General features: G+C 72.6%; 10 protein-coding genes and 1 pseudogene. 6 read left to right on the top strand and 5 right to left on the bottom strand.

Annotation, left to right across the window (positions count from 1 at the left end; translation table 11 throughout):
* Positions 1–70: 70 nt before the first annotated feature.
* Both E4N62_RS19335 and E4N62_RS19330 read right to left on the bottom strand, forming a co-directional pair.
* Positions 71–751, bottom strand: coding sequence for a sigma-70 family RNA polymerase sigma factor (locus E4N62_RS19335; protein WP_268269552.1), 681 nt, complete (start codon positions 749–751; stop codon positions 71–73).
* Positions 752–961: 210 nt separating this feature from the next.
* Positions 962–1,627, bottom strand: coding sequence for a hypothetical protein (locus tag E4N62_RS19330; protein ID WP_230215995.1), 666 nt, complete (start codon positions 1,625–1,627; stop codon positions 962–964).
* 217 nt (positions 1,628–1,844) lie between these two features.
* On the opposite strand from E4N62_RS19330, the gene E4N62_RS19325 reads away from it, so the two are divergent.
* Positions 1,845–3,860, top strand: coding sequence for an NAD-binding protein (locus E4N62_RS19325; RefSeq protein WP_374117023.1), 2,016 nt, complete (start codon positions 1,845–1,847; stop codon positions 3,858–3,860).
* 214 nt (positions 3,861–4,074) lie between these two features.
* Here the strand turns inward: E4N62_RS19325 and E4N62_RS19320 are convergent, their stop codons facing one another.
* Positions 4,075–5,226: a GTP-binding protein gene (locus E4N62_RS19320; RefSeq protein ID WP_230215993.1), complete on the bottom strand. Its 1,152-nt coding sequence runs from the start codon at positions 5,224–5,226 to the stop codon at positions 4,075–4,077.
* Between the two features lie 4 nt (positions 5,227–5,230).
* Complete coding sequence (gene rpmF, locus E4N62_RS19315) at positions 5,231–5,401, bottom strand: 50S ribosomal protein L32 (protein ID WP_215448211.1); 171 nt, start codon at positions 5,399–5,401, stop codon at positions 5,231–5,233.
* A 170-nt stretch (positions 5,402–5,571) separates the two neighbouring features.
* Here rpmF and E4N62_RS19310 point away from each other — a divergent pair, with 170 nt between their 5' ends.
* Together E4N62_RS19310 and E4N62_RS19305 are read left to right on the top strand one after the other, a co-directional pair.
* Entirely contained in the window at positions 5,572–6,555 is a 984-nt protein-coding gene (locus E4N62_RS19310) for a permease (protein WP_230215991.1), read from the top strand.
* The gene (locus E4N62_RS19305) at positions 6,552–7,298 is read left to right on the top strand and encodes a TIGR03943 family protein (RefSeq protein ID WP_230215989.1); all 747 of its coding nucleotides are present in this window, start codon (positions 6,552–6,554) and stop codon (positions 7,296–7,298) included. Before E4N62_RS19310 ends, E4N62_RS19305 begins: the two co-directional genes overlap by 4 nt.
* A gap of 271 nt (positions 7,299–7,569) precedes the next feature.
* Here the strand turns inward: E4N62_RS19305 and E4N62_RS19300 are convergent, their stop codons facing one another.
* Positions 7,570–11,919 carry a WD40 repeat domain-containing protein gene (locus E4N62_RS19300; protein WP_230215987.1) on the bottom strand — a complete coding sequence of 1,450 codons (4,350 nt, stop codon included), beginning with the start codon at positions 11,917–11,919 and terminating at the stop codon, positions 7,570–7,572.
* 630 nt (positions 11,920–12,549) lie between these two features.
* On the opposite strand from E4N62_RS19300, the gene E4N62_RS19295 reads away from it, so the two are divergent.
* The 3 genes and pseudogenes from E4N62_RS19295 to E4N62_RS48770 form a co-directional block, all read left to right on the top strand.
* Complete coding sequence (locus E4N62_RS19295) at positions 12,550–13,005, top strand: helix-turn-helix transcriptional regulator (protein ID WP_230215985.1); 456 nt, start codon at positions 12,550–12,552, stop codon at positions 13,003–13,005.
* 751 nt (positions 13,006–13,756) lie between these two features.
* Positions 13,757–14,245: a regulator component gene (locus E4N62_RS19290; protein WP_230215982.1), complete on the top strand. Its 489-nt coding sequence runs from the start codon at positions 13,757–13,759 to the stop codon at positions 14,243–14,245.
* A pseudogene (locus E4N62_RS48770) lies at positions 14,242–15,387 on the top strand (MAB_1171c family putative transporter); the annotation flags it as partial. The gene E4N62_RS19290 and the pseudogene E4N62_RS48770, both read left to right, overlap by 4 nt.
* Between the last annotated feature and the right edge of the window lie 68 nt (positions 15,388–15,455).

Genomic DNA, 15,455 nt, shown 5'->3' with positions numbered 1-15,455 from the left:
CGTAAGGGGCGCGGGGAACTGCGCGAGAACTCCCACCGAACCCGCGGACGAACGACGACGCAGAACCCCCTCAGGCCGCCACCAGCACGCGCTCGCCCTCCCGCCCCTCCTCCCGACATCCCTCCGCTGCCACCAGCAACCGCACGAGCGTGCTCCGCGCCCGCGACACCCGTGACCGCACCGTCCCGACGGGGCACCCGGTCAGCTCCGCCGCGTCCTCGTAGGACAGCCCCAGCATCTGGGTGAGGACGAACGCCTCACGCCGTTCCTCGGGCAGTGCGCCCAGCAGATCGGCGAGCGCGATCCCGTCGTCGAAGCCGGGCAGCCCGCGCGGCTGGGCGTGCTCGACGGCCAGCCGCCAGTCCGGTACGTCGGACAGCCGGGGCCGGGCCGCCGCGTACCGGAAGCTGTCGGTCACCGCCCGGCGGGCGATGGACAGCAGCCACGTACGGGCGGAGCAGCGGCCCTCGAACCGGTGCAGGCTGCCGAGCGCGCGCAGGAACGTGTCCTGCGCGAGGTCGTCCACCGCCTGCGGGTCCGCGCAGAGGTGGGCGACGAAGCGCCGGACGTCACGGTGGAGCGCGCCGACGAACCGTTCGACGGCCTCCGGGTCCCCGCCGCGCGCGGCGAGCGCCCAGGCGGTTATGGACTCGTCGGTCGCGGACCGGGAGGCGCGCGGGATCGACGCGGGCGGGGGAGTAAGGGGGATCACCTGATGTCCTTCGGGTCGTCCGGGACCCGGACCATCCATCGACACGGGCACGCGAGCACGGGCACACGGGCACGCCGGCACCGCGGGTGGGCAGGCAGGCGTACGGATGCGTGCGGACGTGCGCGACACGTGGGAACGCGTTCGGTGGTCCGGTGGGGAGGGAAGCCGGCCGTACGGCACGCGCGTGGGCGGCGTACGGCCGTAGCCCGGGAGCGAGCCGTGGTGGCTGCCCCGGGGCACCGGCTGTCGTCAGCTGACAGCGGTCCCGGCGGGCGGACCCCGAGAGGTGATCGCGTGGACGAGAAGGAGTCGACGAGGCGAGCGGTCCGTACGGCCGCGCCGTACCCGCAGACGAGGCCGCTCCACCGCGACGGGCAGCGCGAGCACCAGCCGCAGCGGTGCGGCCAGCCGGCCGGCCACGGCCCGCAACAGCGCGAACGCGGCGCGCTCGCCGTGGGCCAGCCACAGACCGCACAGCAGCGCGGCGAGCAGGTGCGCGGCGAACATGCCGGAGGAGGACGTGTATGCGCCGTCCAGGAGGTGACCGGTGGGGTCCACATGGTCCATGTGAGCGTTCGGGCCCATGTGGACGGTGTGACTCATGTGGGCGGAGCCCATGTCCATGGCGTCGACGGACACCGCGCCCGCCTCCGCCGAACCCGACGGCCGCGCCAGCTCGAAGCCCCAGTGAAGGGCCGTCTGCGCGGCGACCACCACGGACGTGATCAGCGGGAGGCCGCGCTCACGTCCGGCCAGGCACCAGCCGGCCGCACCGGTCGCGACGGCTCCGACGGCCAGGGCCCACCAGGGGACCTGAGCCCCCGACATCAACACGTGGCCCAGGGCGGCGAGCAGCACGCAGACGGCCGCGAACATCGCGGCGCGTGTCGTGCGCGTAGCCCACCCTGCGGTCATGGCGCCCCATCCTCGCATCCGGACACCGCCGTCATCCCGTCCCCCTTGAGTACGTTTTTCCACCCGCCGTGGCACTCACACCGGCAACTGTGATCCGGATCACTGGGGAACCGGCCGCGTCGATGAGGCAGTCTTCTGCCTCGTGGGGAGCCCTTCGCAAGCCAACAGCCGTACCGGCCCCGGCCGGCAGCCGGGTCCCGCCGACCCCGGCGCGCACATGGTCGTCTGCGGGGACGACGGGCTGGCGCACCGGCTCGCCGCCGAACTGCGCACCGTGTACCGGGAGCAGGTGACCCTCGTCGTGCCGCCCACCGCGCGGATCGCCCAGCGGCCGGTCGTCGGGCGCGCCCGCACCGCCGCCGCGCTCTTCGACCGGGTGACGGCGGCCGTCAACAGGGCGGCGGGCAACGGCGATCCACCCACCGGCGACCGGACCGGCGACCGTGCCGGGGGCAGTACCGGCGACCGGACCGGCACGGTCGGCGACCGCACCGGCGGCGGCAGGAACAGCCCGCGGGACGGCGGCGAGCGGGTGCTGGAGGCCGCCGAGGCCACCGAGGCGGTGCTCGCCGAGGCCGGGGTGGAGCGGGCCGCCGCGCTGGCCCTGGTGTACGACGACGACGAGACCAACATCCGCGCGGCCCTCACCGCCCGCCGCCTCAACCCGCGCCTGCGGCTCGTCCTCAGGCTCTACAACCGCCGGTTGGGCCAGCACATCGAGGAACTCCTCGACCAGGCATCGGCGTTGGCGACGGGAGGCACCGCCGCCGACGGGGTCGACGGCTTCGGCGCCTCGACGACCGTCCTGTCCGACGCCGACACGGCCGCGCCCGCGCTGGCCGCGACCGCCGTGGCCGGGACCAGCAAGGTCGTCCAGACGGACGGGCTGATGCTGAGGGCCGTGGAACGCCCGCCGGGTCACGCGGGCCAGGGCCCGGGAAGCCAGGGTCAGGGCGGCCAGGGCCAGGGCGGGCAGGGCTCGGGAGGACGGGGCTCGGGTGGCCTCTGCACCCTCGCGCTGCTGTCGGCCACCACCAACGACCCCGCGGGAACCGAGGGTTCCGAGGGCAGTGGGGAACGCGGACCCCAACTCCTGCCCGACGAGCGGGCGGTGGCGGCGGCCACCGGGCGCGGCACCGTCGTGCTCGACACCGTGCGCTACACGGGGCCCGCGCTGCCGCCCGGCCGGTCCGGCGGCGGTCCGCTCGGCGCCGTCGGCTCTCTGCTCTCGCGGCGGCTGCGGTGGTCCCTCGCTGGGATGATCGGGTGCGTGTTCGCCCTCGCCGTGGCCCAGATGGTGATCACCGGGGAGCATCCGCTCCAGGCGACGTACGCGACCCTGCTCGACCTCTTCGGGATCGCCGACCCCGCGACCGACCAGAGCGACTCCCGCCAGATCCTCCAACTCCTCTCCGGCCTCATGGGCTTGCTCCTCCTGCCCGTGCTCCTGGCCGCCGTGCTGGAGGCGCTCGGCACGTTCCGCAGCGGCACCGCCCTGCGCAAGCCGCCGCGCGGCCTGTCCGGACACGTCGTCCTCCTCGGCCTCGGCAAGATCGGCACCCGCGTGCTCGCCCGGCTGCGCGAGCTCCACATTCCGGTGGTCTGCGTCGAGGAGGACCCCGAGGCACGCGGTCTCGCCGAGGCCCGCCGGTTACGGGTGCCGGTCGTCCTGGGCGACGTGACCCAGGAGGGCGTCCTGGAGGCCGCCAAGATCCACCGAGCCCACGCCCTCCTCGCCGTCACCAGCTCCGACACGACGAACCTCGAAGCCGGCCTGTACGCCCGTTCCGTACGCCCCGACCTGCGTGTCGTCCTGCGCCTCTACGACGACGACTTCGCGACGGCCGTCTACCGCACCCTGCGCGCCGCGCACCCCGGCGCCCTCACTCGTAGCCGCAGCGTCACGCACCTGGCCGCGCCCGCGTTCGCGGGCGCGATGATGGGGCGCCAGATCCTGGGCGCGATCCCCGTCGAGCGCCGTGTGCTCCTCTTCGCCGCCGTGGAGGTCCGAGGGCACCGGCACCTGGAGGGGCGGACGGTCGCGGAGGCGTTCCGGGCGGGAGCGTGGCGGGTGCTGGCCCTCGACACGGCGGCGTCCGGGGAGCCGGGAGCGGAGCGGGGCCCGGGGCCGCTGCCGGGTTCGGGGCTGATCTGGGACCTGCCGCCGACGTACGTCCTGCGGGCCGAGGACCGTGTGGTCCTTGCGGCGACGCGACGGGGTTGGCGGAGTTGATGGGGAGACGGGCGGGGAGTAGGTCCGGGGCGAGTGCCGTCTGCGGGTGGGTGGGTGCTTCTCGCGCAGTTCCCCGCGCCCCGAAAAGCCGGGGCTGCGCCCCTTGCTTTCAGGCACGCAGGGGCCGATCTTTCAGGGGCGCGGGGAACTGCGCGACCAGCCCCCACTCACCCGCAGCCGCCCCACAACCGCGACCACACCCCCGTAGGTGCCCTCACCCGCAAGCCACCCCATGCGTCTCCCATGCCGGAAACGGGTCGTCGAAGGCCACCCCGGACCGCACCTCGCCCTCCGTCACCAGACACCCGGCGAGAGCCGTCCGCAGGGCGTCCCCCCGCAACCTCGTCCCGATGAACACCAACTCCTGCGCGAACGGGGCCTCGTCATCCTGCGCGGCCGTCGGTTCGAAGCGGGCCACCGACCCGGCCTGCGACCACAGCCCGACGACCCCCGCCCGCCCGGCGAGCGTGAAGAACCCCTTGGACCGCAGCACCTGCCCGAACGCGCCGCTGTCCAGCCCCTCGGTCACGAAGTCCCACAACCGCCCGGGATGGAAGGGCCGTTCGGCGCGGAAGACGGTCGACGAGATGCCGTACTCCTCGGTCTCCGGCACATGCTCCCCGTTCAGCTCCCGCACCCACCCCGGCGCCTGCTGAGCCCGTTCGAGATCGAACGCCCGCGTGCCGAGCACCTCCTGGACCCGGACCCGCCCATGGCTGACCGGCACGATCCGCGCCGCCGGATTGAGCCGCGCCAGGGTCGCCGCGAGCCGCTCGGCGGTCGCCGTGTCCACCAGGTCGGTCTTGTTGAGGACGATCACGTCGGCGAACTCCACCTGGTCCATGAGCAGATCGCTCACGGTGCGCTCGTCGTCCTCGTACTGGTCGAGCCCCCGCGCCACCAGTTCGTCGCCGCCCGCGAGCTCCGGCAGGAAGTTCACCGCGTCGACGACCGTGACCATGGTGTCGAGCCGGGCGAGATCCCCGAGCGTGGCCCCGTCGTCGCGCGCGAAGGCGAACGTCGCCGCGACGGGCATGGGTTCGCTGATCCCGGAGCTCTCGATCAGCAGATAGTCGAAACGACCCTCCCGCGCCAGCCGGTCCACCTCCTCCAGCAGATCGTCGCGCAGGGTGCAGCAGATGCACCCGTTGGTCATCTCGACGAGCCGCTCCTCGGTGCGGGACAGCGCCGCCTCGCCCCCGCGCACGAGCGCGGCGTCGATGTTGACCTCGCTCATGTCGTTGACGATGACCGCGACGCGGAGTCCCTCGCGGTTGCCGAGGACATGGTTGAGCAGGGTGGTCTTGCCGGCGCCGAGGAACCCGGACAGGACGGTGACGGGCAGCCGCTCCCGGAGCGTCGTCACGGCCTCAGCCCTCGGGGTGGAGCAGCCCGCGCTCGTACGCCTTCAGCAGCCGCTGCGGTACGAGGTGGGTGGTGCCGTCGACCGTGAACGGCACCAGCTGGGGCGTGCTCGCCTTCCACTGGGCGCGACGGTGGCGGGTGTTGCTGCGGGACATCTTCCGCTTGGGTACGGCCATGGGGTCCTCCTCCACAGGGTGATGGACCGGAACGCTACATGAAAATGGATCCCATTACTAAAAAATGCGGTCCGGAGGCCGTGAGCAACCGAGGGCCGGGCGCCGTATGGGAGGAAAGGGTCGAACAGGCCCGCTCAGTGCAGCCGTTCCCTACGGAGGTACCGTCCCCCGTGGCCACAACCAAGGAAGAAGCCCCCCACCGCGGCCGGCATCTCGACCCGCCCCTCCTGCTCACCATGCTGCTGGTCCTCGCGGTGGTGGCACAGGCCCCCCTGCGGGGCCTGCTGTCCGCGCCCGTGACCCAGAGCTGGATGACCGTGTTCGTCGCGGTGGTCGTGCAGGCCCTGCCGTTCCTGGTCATCGGGGTGCTGCTGTCGGCGGCCATCGCGGTGTTCGTGCCGGCGTCGTTCTTCGTCCGCGCGCTGCCGAAGCGGCCCACCCTGGCGGTCCCGGCGGCGGGCGTGGCCGGGGTGGTGCTGCCGGGTTGCGAGTGCGCCTCGGTGCCGGTCGCGGGCGCCCTCGTACGCCGGGGCGTGACGCCCGCGGCGGCGCTCGCCTTCCTCCTCTCCGCCCCCGCGATCAACCCGATCGTGCTGACCGCGACCGCCGTGGCGTTCCCGGGGAACCCCGAGATGGTGCTGGCCAGGCTCGTGGCGAGCCTGCTGGTGGCGTGCGCGATGGGCTGGCTGTGGCAGCGGGTGGGCCGCGGCGAGTGGATGCGCCCGCCGGAGCGGCCGTCCTACGAGGGGCAGAGCAAGGGCGCGGCCTTCTGGGGCTCGGTGCGGCACGACGTGATGCACGCGGGCGGGTTCCTGGTCGTCGGTGCGATGGCGGCGGCCACGCTCAAGGCCGTCGTCCCGGCGAGCTGGCTGAACGCCGCCGCCGACAACCCGGCGATCGCGATCCTCGCCCTCGCCGTCCTGGCCGTGCTGCTGTCGATCTGCTCGGAGGCGGACGCGTTCGTCGCGGCCTCCCTGACCCAGTTCTCCCTGACCTCCCGGCTGGCCTTCCTGGTCGTCGGCCCGATGATCGACCTGAAACTCTTCGCCATGCAGACCGCCACCTTCGGCCGCGCGTTCGCGCTCCGCTTCGCCCCCGCCACCTTCGTCCTCGCGATCCTGGTGTCGGCCCTGGTCGGGGCGGTGCTGCTGTGAACCGCCAGGCCCAGACCGTCGTCCTGTTCCTCACCGGCGGAGCCCTGCTCCACGCCGGCTTCACCGACCTCTACCTCCGCTACGTCAAGGCCGGCCTGCGCCCTCTCCTCATCGGCGCGGGCATCGTCCTGATCGCCGCCGCCGTCGCCACGCTCTGGTACGAACGCCGGGCGCGACGCCAGGGGCCACAGGCCAACGAACCGCACACCCAGGGGACCGAACCGCACGCCCACCGCGAACCCAGGGTCTCCTGGCTCCTCGTCCTCCCGCTCCTCGCCCTCGTCCTGGTCGCCCCGCCCGCAGCCGGTTCCTACACCGCGATGCGCACCGGCACGGCACTCCAGGAGCAGCCCTGGGGCTATCCGACGCTCCCCGCCGACGGCACCCTCCGCCTGAGCGTCGCCGACTACGCGGGCCGCGCGGTCTACGACAAGGGCCGGGCCCTCGCGGGCCGCACGCTCAAGGTCACGGGCTTCCTGGCCTTCGACGACTCCGGCCGGCCGTATCTGGTCCGCATGGCCCTCAACTGCTGTGCCGCGGACGCCCAGCCCGTCAAGATCGCCCTCACCGGCGAGCTCCCCGCCGTCCTCCAGCCCGACACCTGGATCGAGGTCACCGGCACCTACACACCGAAACGGACCGAGGACCCCCTCAACGGCACCGCCGTCCCCTACCTCCAGGTCACGACGACCAAGCCGGTCAAGGCGCCGCAGGACCCGTACGACGAGGCATGGAACGGCTGAGACGGGCGGAGGGGGAGAGCGGGGAGAGCGCGCGGAGGGTGAAGGCCCCGGGCATGAAAGGGCCCGGTCGCTGGCGACGGGGATGCACCAGCGACCGGGCTATGGCCAAGGCTAACAAGGCTGTTCGCGGGACGGGACCCGACTGGTCGATAGCGTTGACAAGTTGTGATCGGGATCACTCGGCCACACAGACCCCTCCACCCTCCCCGGCCCCGCCCAGTAGGCCGGACGGGACCGGCGAGAACCGGGAAAAGAGCTGCTCAGAGGCGGTTCAGGAACCCTCGCACGGTGGCTCGTACGACAGCCGAGGCAGGTACTCGTCCCACTTCTCCCGCGTGAGCACCCCGCGAGTCGACGAGCAGATGTGCCGTACGGCGTCGTCGACGTCCAGATTCCACAGCCGTACGGTGTCGGCGCCGCTGGAGACCCCGAGCATGTCGCTCTTCGGGCTGAAGGACAGGAACTGGCCCGTCTTGGCGTTGGGGCTCATCGCCCGGCCGATGGGGGAGGCGTCGGCGGGGTGGGAGACGTCCCAGAGGTGGACGGTGCTGTCGTTGCCACCGCTGGCCAGGGTCCGCCCGTCCGGGCTGAAGGTCAGCGAGACGATCGCCTCGGTGTGGCCAGCGAGCGGCGCGCCCAGGTGCGTCGCCTCGCGGGGGTCGGAGACGTCCCAGAGCCGGACCTTGTCGTCGCCACCGCCACTGGCCAGCGTCCTGCCGTCCGGGCTGTAGACGAGATCGCTGACCGCGCCGCGGTGGGCGGTCAAAGGTCCGTCGAGCCGTGTGGACCGCGCCGGGTCCGCCACGTCCCACAGCCGAATCGTGCCGTCCGCGCTGCCGCTGGCGAGGGTCCTGCCGTCCGGGCTGAAGACCAGGGCGAGGATGTAACCCTTGTGTCCGGTGAGGGGCTTGCCGAGCGGGACCACGTGCGACGGGTCGCCGACGTCCCACAACTGCACGTCGTGGTCACCGTAGGAGGTGGCCAGGACCCGCCCGTCCGGGCTGTGGGCCTGCGCGTCCGTGTACCGGATCCGCAGCGGGAGCGGCGACCCCCGCAGCACCGGCCGGGCCGGGTCGCCGACGTCCCACAGATACAGCGCCCGGTTCCCGGCCACGATCGAGAGGGTGCGTCCGTCCGGGGAGAACGACAGGGAACGGTTGCCGCTGTCCTTGAGCGTGAACGCCTTCCCCAGCAGCACGGGCCGCCCCGGCTCCGCCACGTTCCACAACCGGATCCGGCCGTCGCGCCCGGCGGTGGCCAGCACCCGACCGTCCGGCCGGAACACGCCGTTGCGGCCGACCATGTCCGAGGTCGGCAGCGCCCACAGCCGGACCTTGCTGTCGCCGCTCCCGGTGGCGAGGGTCCGGCCGTCCGGGCTGAATCCCAGGGCGAACATCTCCCCGCTCGCCCCGGCCAGCGGCTCGCCGACCTGCGACGGGTACGCGGGGTCCTCCACGTTCCACAGACTCGCCGTACTGTCCGCGCTGGCGGCGGCGAGCGTCCTGCCGTCCGGGCTGAAGGCCACGGACCAGATGGGACCGGTGTGCCCGGTGAGCGGCGCGCCGAGCGCGCTCGCCCGCCGTGGCTCGGCCACGTCCCAGAGCCGGACGGTGTTGTCCGAACTGCCGCTGGCCAGCGTCCGCCCGTCGGGACCGAAGGCCAGCGAGTGCACCAGACTCGTATGACCCTTGAGCACGGTGCCCAGCGCGCGCGAAGCACGCGGATCGGCCACGTCCCACAGCCGGATCGTGTTGTCGTCGCCCCCGGTCGCCAGGGTCTTCCCGTCCGGGCCGAACGCCACGGCGCGTACGGGAGCACTGTGCCCGGTGAGGGGCGCGCCGATCTCCTTCGCGTGCGCCGGATCGCTCACGTCCCACAGCCGTACGGTGTGGTCCTCGCCCACGGACGCCAGGGTCTTCCCGTCCGGGCTGAAGACGATCAGGAAGATCGTGCCGTCGTGTCCGGTCAGTGGTGCGCCGAGCGCGCGCGGCGCACGCGGGTCCCGCACGTCCCACATACGGATCGTGCCGTCGTCGCCGGCGCTGGCCAGCGTACGGCCGTCCGGCGCGAAGACCGCGCTGCTCACCCAGCTGGTGTGCCCGGTCAAGGGCTTGGCCAGGGCCTTGGGCCGGGACGGGTCCGCCACGTCCCACAGCCGTACGGACCGGTCGTAGCTGGCGGTGGCCAGGTACTTCCCGTCGGGGCTGAAGGAGGTGAGGTAGACGGCACCGCCGTGGCCGAGGAGAGGGGTGGCGAGGGGCGCGTTGACGATCGAGACGAGCCGGTTGCCGGTGCCCTCGTCGTCGGGCCGCAGCTCGTGCGCCACCAGGTCGAGCTGGGCCGACAGCGACGGATCGGAGAACTGGACCCGATCGGCCTGGGCGACCACCTGTTCGAACACCGCGTCGTTGCGCTGCTGCCAGGCGACCACCGCCGAGCCGACGGCGACCAGGGCGAACGCCACCAGCGCTGCCACGGCACTCCGCCGGATCCGGACGGTACGCCGACGCAGCCGGACCGAGGCGGCCAGGAACTCCACCGCGCTACGGGTCAGGAAGGCGCCCCCGGCGCCCCCGGCGCCCCCGGTGTCGCTGGTGTCGCGGATGTCGCCGGGGTCCCCGGCGCGCCTGCCCCCGCCGCTCCGCTCCTTGCCGCCGGCATGGCCTGTGCCGCCGACACCGCCTGTGTTCCCTGTGCCCCTTGCGTCCCCTGTGCTTCCGGCGCTGCTGGTGGACTGCGCCCAGGTGTGCGCCTGTTCGAGGCGCGAGCCCCGGTAGAGCAGCGAGGAATCCCGCCCGGAGTCCTCCCAGGCGCGGCCGTCCTCCTCCAGCCGCTGCCGCAGCAGATGGTCGTTGCGGCCCTCGTCGATCCACCCCCGCAGGCGCGGCCAGGCGTGCAGCAGCGCCTCATGGGTGATCTCCACGGTCTCCGCGTCCAGCGTCAGCAGCCGGGCGCGGGCCATCGCCTCCAGCGACTCCTCGGTCTTCGCCGGGTCCGCCGAGCCGTCCGCGAGCTGCCGCCGGGTGCCCCGGCGCCGGGTGGCCTGGGTGTCCTCGCCCAGCCGGACCAGCCGCAGCAACAGCAGCCGAGCCGCCGCGCGGGCCGCCGGGTCCAGCCCCGACCAGGCCCGCTCGGCGGTGGCCGCCACCGCGCCCTGGATACCGCCGGCCGCCCGGTAACCGGCCAGCGTCAACCGGCCCGCCTTACGCCGCTGCCACGTCACGAGCAGGGCGTGCGACAGCAGGGGCAGCACGCCCGCGTCGTGCGCCCCGCGCGGCCCGTCCGCGCTCACCTCGCGCACGATCAGCTCGGCCAGCCCCGGTTCCAGCTCCAGCCCCACGGCCTTGGCCGGGCCGGTCACCGCCTCCCGCAGTTCCGCCGTGGTCAACGGCCCCAGCACCATGTGCCGGTGCTGAAGGGCGTCGGCCAGCTCCGGATGGCCGAGGCACTGTTCGTAGAAGTCGGCCCGTACGCCCAGCACCACGACCACGGGCGCCGCCCGGCCCTCCTCCCCGGGCGAGCAGGCCGCACTGAGCACCTGCACGAACGTCCGCCGGTCCGCCTCGTCGGAGGAGAGCGTGAAGGTTTCCTCGAACTGGTCGACGATCAGGACGGGGCGGAGGTGGGGGTGGGGGCGTTCGCCGGTGCCGGTGTTGCCGCTGCCGCTGCTGGTGCCGTGGCCGGTGATGTCGTTGCTGTCCCTGGTCTCGCCGTCGCGGGTCTCGGTCCCGCGTCGCCGTGCCCACGCCGCGACCGCCTCCCGTACCGCCTCGGCGAACATCGGCGTACCGGGCTCGTAGGCGGCGGACACGACCTGCGCCAGCTCCGGTATGTGACGGGTCAACTCCCCGACCGGATCGGCCCCCGGTACGAGCTGGAGCACCTCACCGGCCCTCCGCCCACCGGTGGAGCCTGTGCTCCCGAGGCCCGAGCCCACGCCCGCGTTCCCCCGGCCGTTGCCGCTGTCACCGTCCGACTCCAGGGCCCCGCCGCGCACGGCGGGCACGAGTCCGGCGTTGAGCAGGGAGGACTTCCCGGCGCCCGAGGCACCCACGAGCATGACCAGACCGCCGGTGCGCCCCGCCGCGCGCAACTGCTCCACGAGCGCGTCGGTGCTCCGCTCCCGCCCGAAGAACCAACGGGCGTCCTGCTGCCGGTACGAGGCCAGCCCTCGGTAGGGGCAGACACCACCGGGGAGGGATGTGCCGTCGCCGGGAGGCTGCTCGTCCGAGACGGCACCCGACGCGGCGGTGGCGGCGCCGGACGCGGAGTCCGCGGGGCGCTCCCCGGCGGGATCGGCCAGGGCCCGCTCCCAGAGCCGCTGCCACTGGGCCATGTCGTACAGCCCCTTGGAGACCGGAACGGGCCGCGCCCGTCGTGCCTCGGGGATCAGCACGTGCAGGACGGCGGCGAGGGCGGCGAACTGCGCGGGCACGTTCCGGGCCCGTCGCCAGTCACTGATGCGCTGGGCCGAGACCCGCACGGGGCGCCCGCGCTCGTCGACCCGCTGCAGCCGGACGACCGACTCGGAGACGCTCTTGAGGGGAGGGTTGCCCGCTTCCTTGTACAGCAGCGCGAGACGTTCCGCGAAGGCCGTGCGTGCCTCTGAGTCGTGACTCAAGGCATCTACCCCTTACCTTCCCCCGCTACGTGGACATCCGGACCGGAAAACTCGGCTTGCTGGTCTGACCTGCGGAAATTCCGTCACCGGACACCAGGGCCCTCCTCTTCCACCAGCCCCGACTGGCAGGATCTGGCCCAAGCCGCCCACGCCGGTGCACGCCCCGCAGGGGCCACCGGCGTAGCGCCCGCAAATCCGATCCATCATGCCGCACGCTTCCGGCCACCCTGGGCGACGCCCCCTGGCCACCCCCTCGGTCCACGTCCCCAAGCGTGGATCGACACCCCGCACCGTTCGGCACCGGTCCCCACGTGGGGAGGGACCGGTGCCGAACGAGGCGCCCCGGGCGCCGAAGCGCGTCACGGAGAAGTGACTCAGGATGAGGAAGCGGAACGGCTCCAAGGTGGCCGGGCCCACCCCCGCGGAACCCGGCCACCGGCTGGGAGTTCTCATGGCCCGCGCCGAAGACAGCCGATCGGACCCATGGAACACTCTGGTGTGAGTGACCCCCGTAGAACGTACACCGTAGTTGTGGGCGATCGTCAACTAAAGTTGATGAGAAGCCACCAAGGTCCGCGCTCACGCATACCAGAGTGGACGCAGCGGCGATCAGGACAGGACGAACCGGACGTGACAGACGACGAGCCGCGCACCTTCGCGCAGTTGCTGGACCACCTCTTCCAGGAGGTCCACCCTGCGGGTCGCGGGCCCTACACGTACGCCGAGGTCGCGGAAGGGATCCGAGAGGCTTCCGGGGAGGAGGGCAAGGGGCTCACCGCGAGTGCCATCCAGCAACTGCGCACCGGCACGAAGAAGAACCCCACGAGACACACGATCAAGGCTCTGGCCGACTTCTTCGGCGTGTCCGCGGGCTACTTCGTCGACGAGAAGGCCGCCGAACGCACCCGAGCGGAGATCGCCGTCCTGGCCGCCATGCGGGACCAGAACGTCCGCACGGTCGCCCTACGAGCCAACGGCTTGAGCGCGGAGACCCTCCAAATGGTCACAGCGGTGATCGAACAGGCCCGCATCCTGGAGGGCCTCCCGGGCGACATACCGCCGCCCGACCTCGACCTGGACAATTAGGGACTGCGCCCCTGGGGGGCTCGGTACTGCGGGGCCGGCGATCGACGACCGACGGGTACATGCGGAGATCGGCAAGCGGAGGTGATCCGATCGGCGGTCAGTGGCTGATGGCCAGTGGACTCGCGACCGGCGGGTGGCCGGCTCGCCCACGGTCGGGGTGACCAGCCTCTGCCGCTGATCTTTCCTCCGCCGCAGATATCCCCGAGCCCCGAGCCCCGAGCCCGGAGCCCCAGCCCCGAGCCCCCGCCTCAGCCCAAGCTCCGGCCCCGGGTCTGGTTCCTGCCCCTCCCCCGCTCGGTCCTTGCTCCTTCTCCTGCTCCTGCTCCTTCTCCAACCCTGGCCTCGCCCAGGGCCCTGCCCTCCGTCCCTGCCCGACTGACCCACCACGTTCCCGCCCTCGCACCCCACCTCACCCCAACCCACCTCACCCCACCTCACCTCACCGCCACCCGGCCCCGGCGGCCCGCAGCAGTCGGCCAGCGCCTGGTGCCGGCGCTGGCGTCGACCCCGCCTGCGGCGTCGATCGCGACACCACCCCCTGATCCCCGAACGCGAGATCCGGCCATTCGGCCACAGCCCGGAGATTCACTTGGACCGGCCTACGCGTTCGCCTAAGCTTTCGAACGATTCGGTGCCGGGGATCCCGGATCGCACTCCGGCCTTACGGGGGCACGCCGTCAGCGGCCAGACCCGAGCAACGTCAGGACCGGACATGGACCTTGAGCGGTTACGCCGCGCGTGCGAGGAACGCGTGGACGCGCTTCACCTCCCCCACCGCTTCAACACCCGGGACCTCTGCGACGCCGTGGCGGAGAAGCGCGGCCGTCCGATCATCCTCAGACCCCTGAGCACCCTCGGCGCGATCGACGCCCCCTGCGGGATCCGCCTGGAGACACCTGACGCGGACCTCCTCTTCTACGAGGAGGGAACGTCCGCCCTGCACCAGAACCACATCCTCGCGCACGAGGTCAGCCACATCATCTGCGACCACCCGGGCACGCTGGAGCTGGACCCCGAAGCCTTCCGCGCCCTCGGCTTCAACCCCACCCTCGTCCAGCGGATGAACGGACGCACGAGCTACTCCACGGACGACGAGCGCGAGGCCGAGACGATGGCCACCGTCATCCGACAGCACATCTACCGCGGACGTGAGTTACCTCCCCGCGAGCCCGAGAAGGGCGCCGAACGCTGGGAGGCCCTGTTCGCCAAACCCACCAGAAAGGGCCGTCGGCGCCGATGATCGACCTCTTGTTCGCAGGCGTGGCCCTCGTGCTGCTGCTCGCCGCCGGCTACTGGGTCCGGGGCCGCGGCGGCCACCGGCCGACCGGCACCTGGGCCATGGCCGCGCTGCTCGTCTCCTTCGCCTGCGCCTTCGGCTCGTACGTGTCCGTCGTGGAGAACGCCGTCGAAAGCGTCGTCCCCGACGGCGGGCGGCTGCTCAGCAACTCCTTCACACTGGCCGCCGCGACCGCCGTCCTCGCGTTCATGCTCCAACTCGATCTGGAACCCGACGAGGCCCGGCGGAGCATCCGACGGCGCGTGCTCTTCCTCGGCATCTCCGTGACCGGCATGACGGTGCTGTTCACCGCCAGCCGGCTGAACGGCGACTCGCCCCAGTTGTACGCGCTCTACGTACTGATCTACATCACCTACCTCAGCGTCACCGCGAAGGACTTCGGCAAGCAGACCTGGAAGGTGGCCGGCCACTCCCGCCGCAGGAGCCAGCGCGTCGGACTGCGCATCACCGCCGTCGGCTGCGTCTTCGCGCTGCTGTACGCGGCCTACAAGGTGTTCGGCCTGGTCTCCATCGGTCTCGAACTGAACCTCCTGCCGCACGGCGTCCGGTGCTCGACGCCCATCAGCCCCGTCCGCTGCGTGTTCAGCGTGACGGCCCCGGCGCTGGCCGTACTCCTCATCACCCTGGGGCTCACGCTCCCGGCGGTCGTCTGGCCCTTCAGCCAGTTCCTGCGCCGTCGCTGGGAGACGAGGTCGTTCGCCGCGCTGGCCCCCCTCTGGAAGGACATCACCGACACGACCCCCGAAGTCGTCCTGGCCTCGGAGGGCTCGCAGCAGACGGACGACCCCGACTTCCTCCTCCACCGCCGGGTGATCGAGATCAACGACGGCGTACTCGCCCTCCGCCCCCACCGCTCGTCGCGCGTCCGGGAGAGCGCCGAACGAACCGTCGCCGCACGCGGCCTGACGGGCACCACGGAAGGCGACGCGATCGTGGAGGCCGCGATCCTCCGCGCGGCCGTCCAAGCGAAGCGAACCGGCACCCGATCGGTGACCGGCCCCCCATCGATGACCGGCATCCAGTTGATGACCGGAACCCGACCGGGCGACCTCCGAGCCGAGACCGAATGGCTGCTGCTGGTAGCCCACGCATACACCCAGAACGAAACCCCCACCCCCACCACCGAACCCCTGACCCCGTCCGGAACGGACCC

The sequence above is a fragment of the Streptomyces sp. MNU76 genome, assembly GCF_020982545.1.
In the GTDB taxonomy this organism is placed as follows: Bacteria; Actinomycetota; Actinomycetes; order Streptomycetales; family Streptomycetaceae; genus Streptomyces.
Note: the sequence above shows the minus strand (reverse complement) of the source record. Positions and strands in the feature narration are given on the sequence as shown.

What these genes read in the sequence shown, in the direction of transcription:
- E4N62_RS19335 (WP_268269552.1), bottom strand. Translation starts at nt 751, where the DNA reads ATGGATGGTCCGGGTCCCGGACGACCCGAAGGACATCAGGTGATCCCC.
- E4N62_RS19330 (WP_230215995.1), bottom strand. Translation starts at nt 1,627, where the DNA reads ATGACCGCAGGGTGGGCTACGCGCACGACACGCGCCGCGATGTTCGCG.
- E4N62_RS19325 (WP_374117023.1), top strand. Translation starts at nt 1,845, where the DNA reads ATGGTCGTCTGCGGGGACGACGGGCTGGCGCACCGGCTCGCCGCCGAA.
- rpmF (WP_215448211.1), bottom strand. Translation starts at nt 5,401, where the DNA reads ATGGCCGTACCCAAGCGGAAGATGTCCCGCAGCAACACCCGCCACCGT.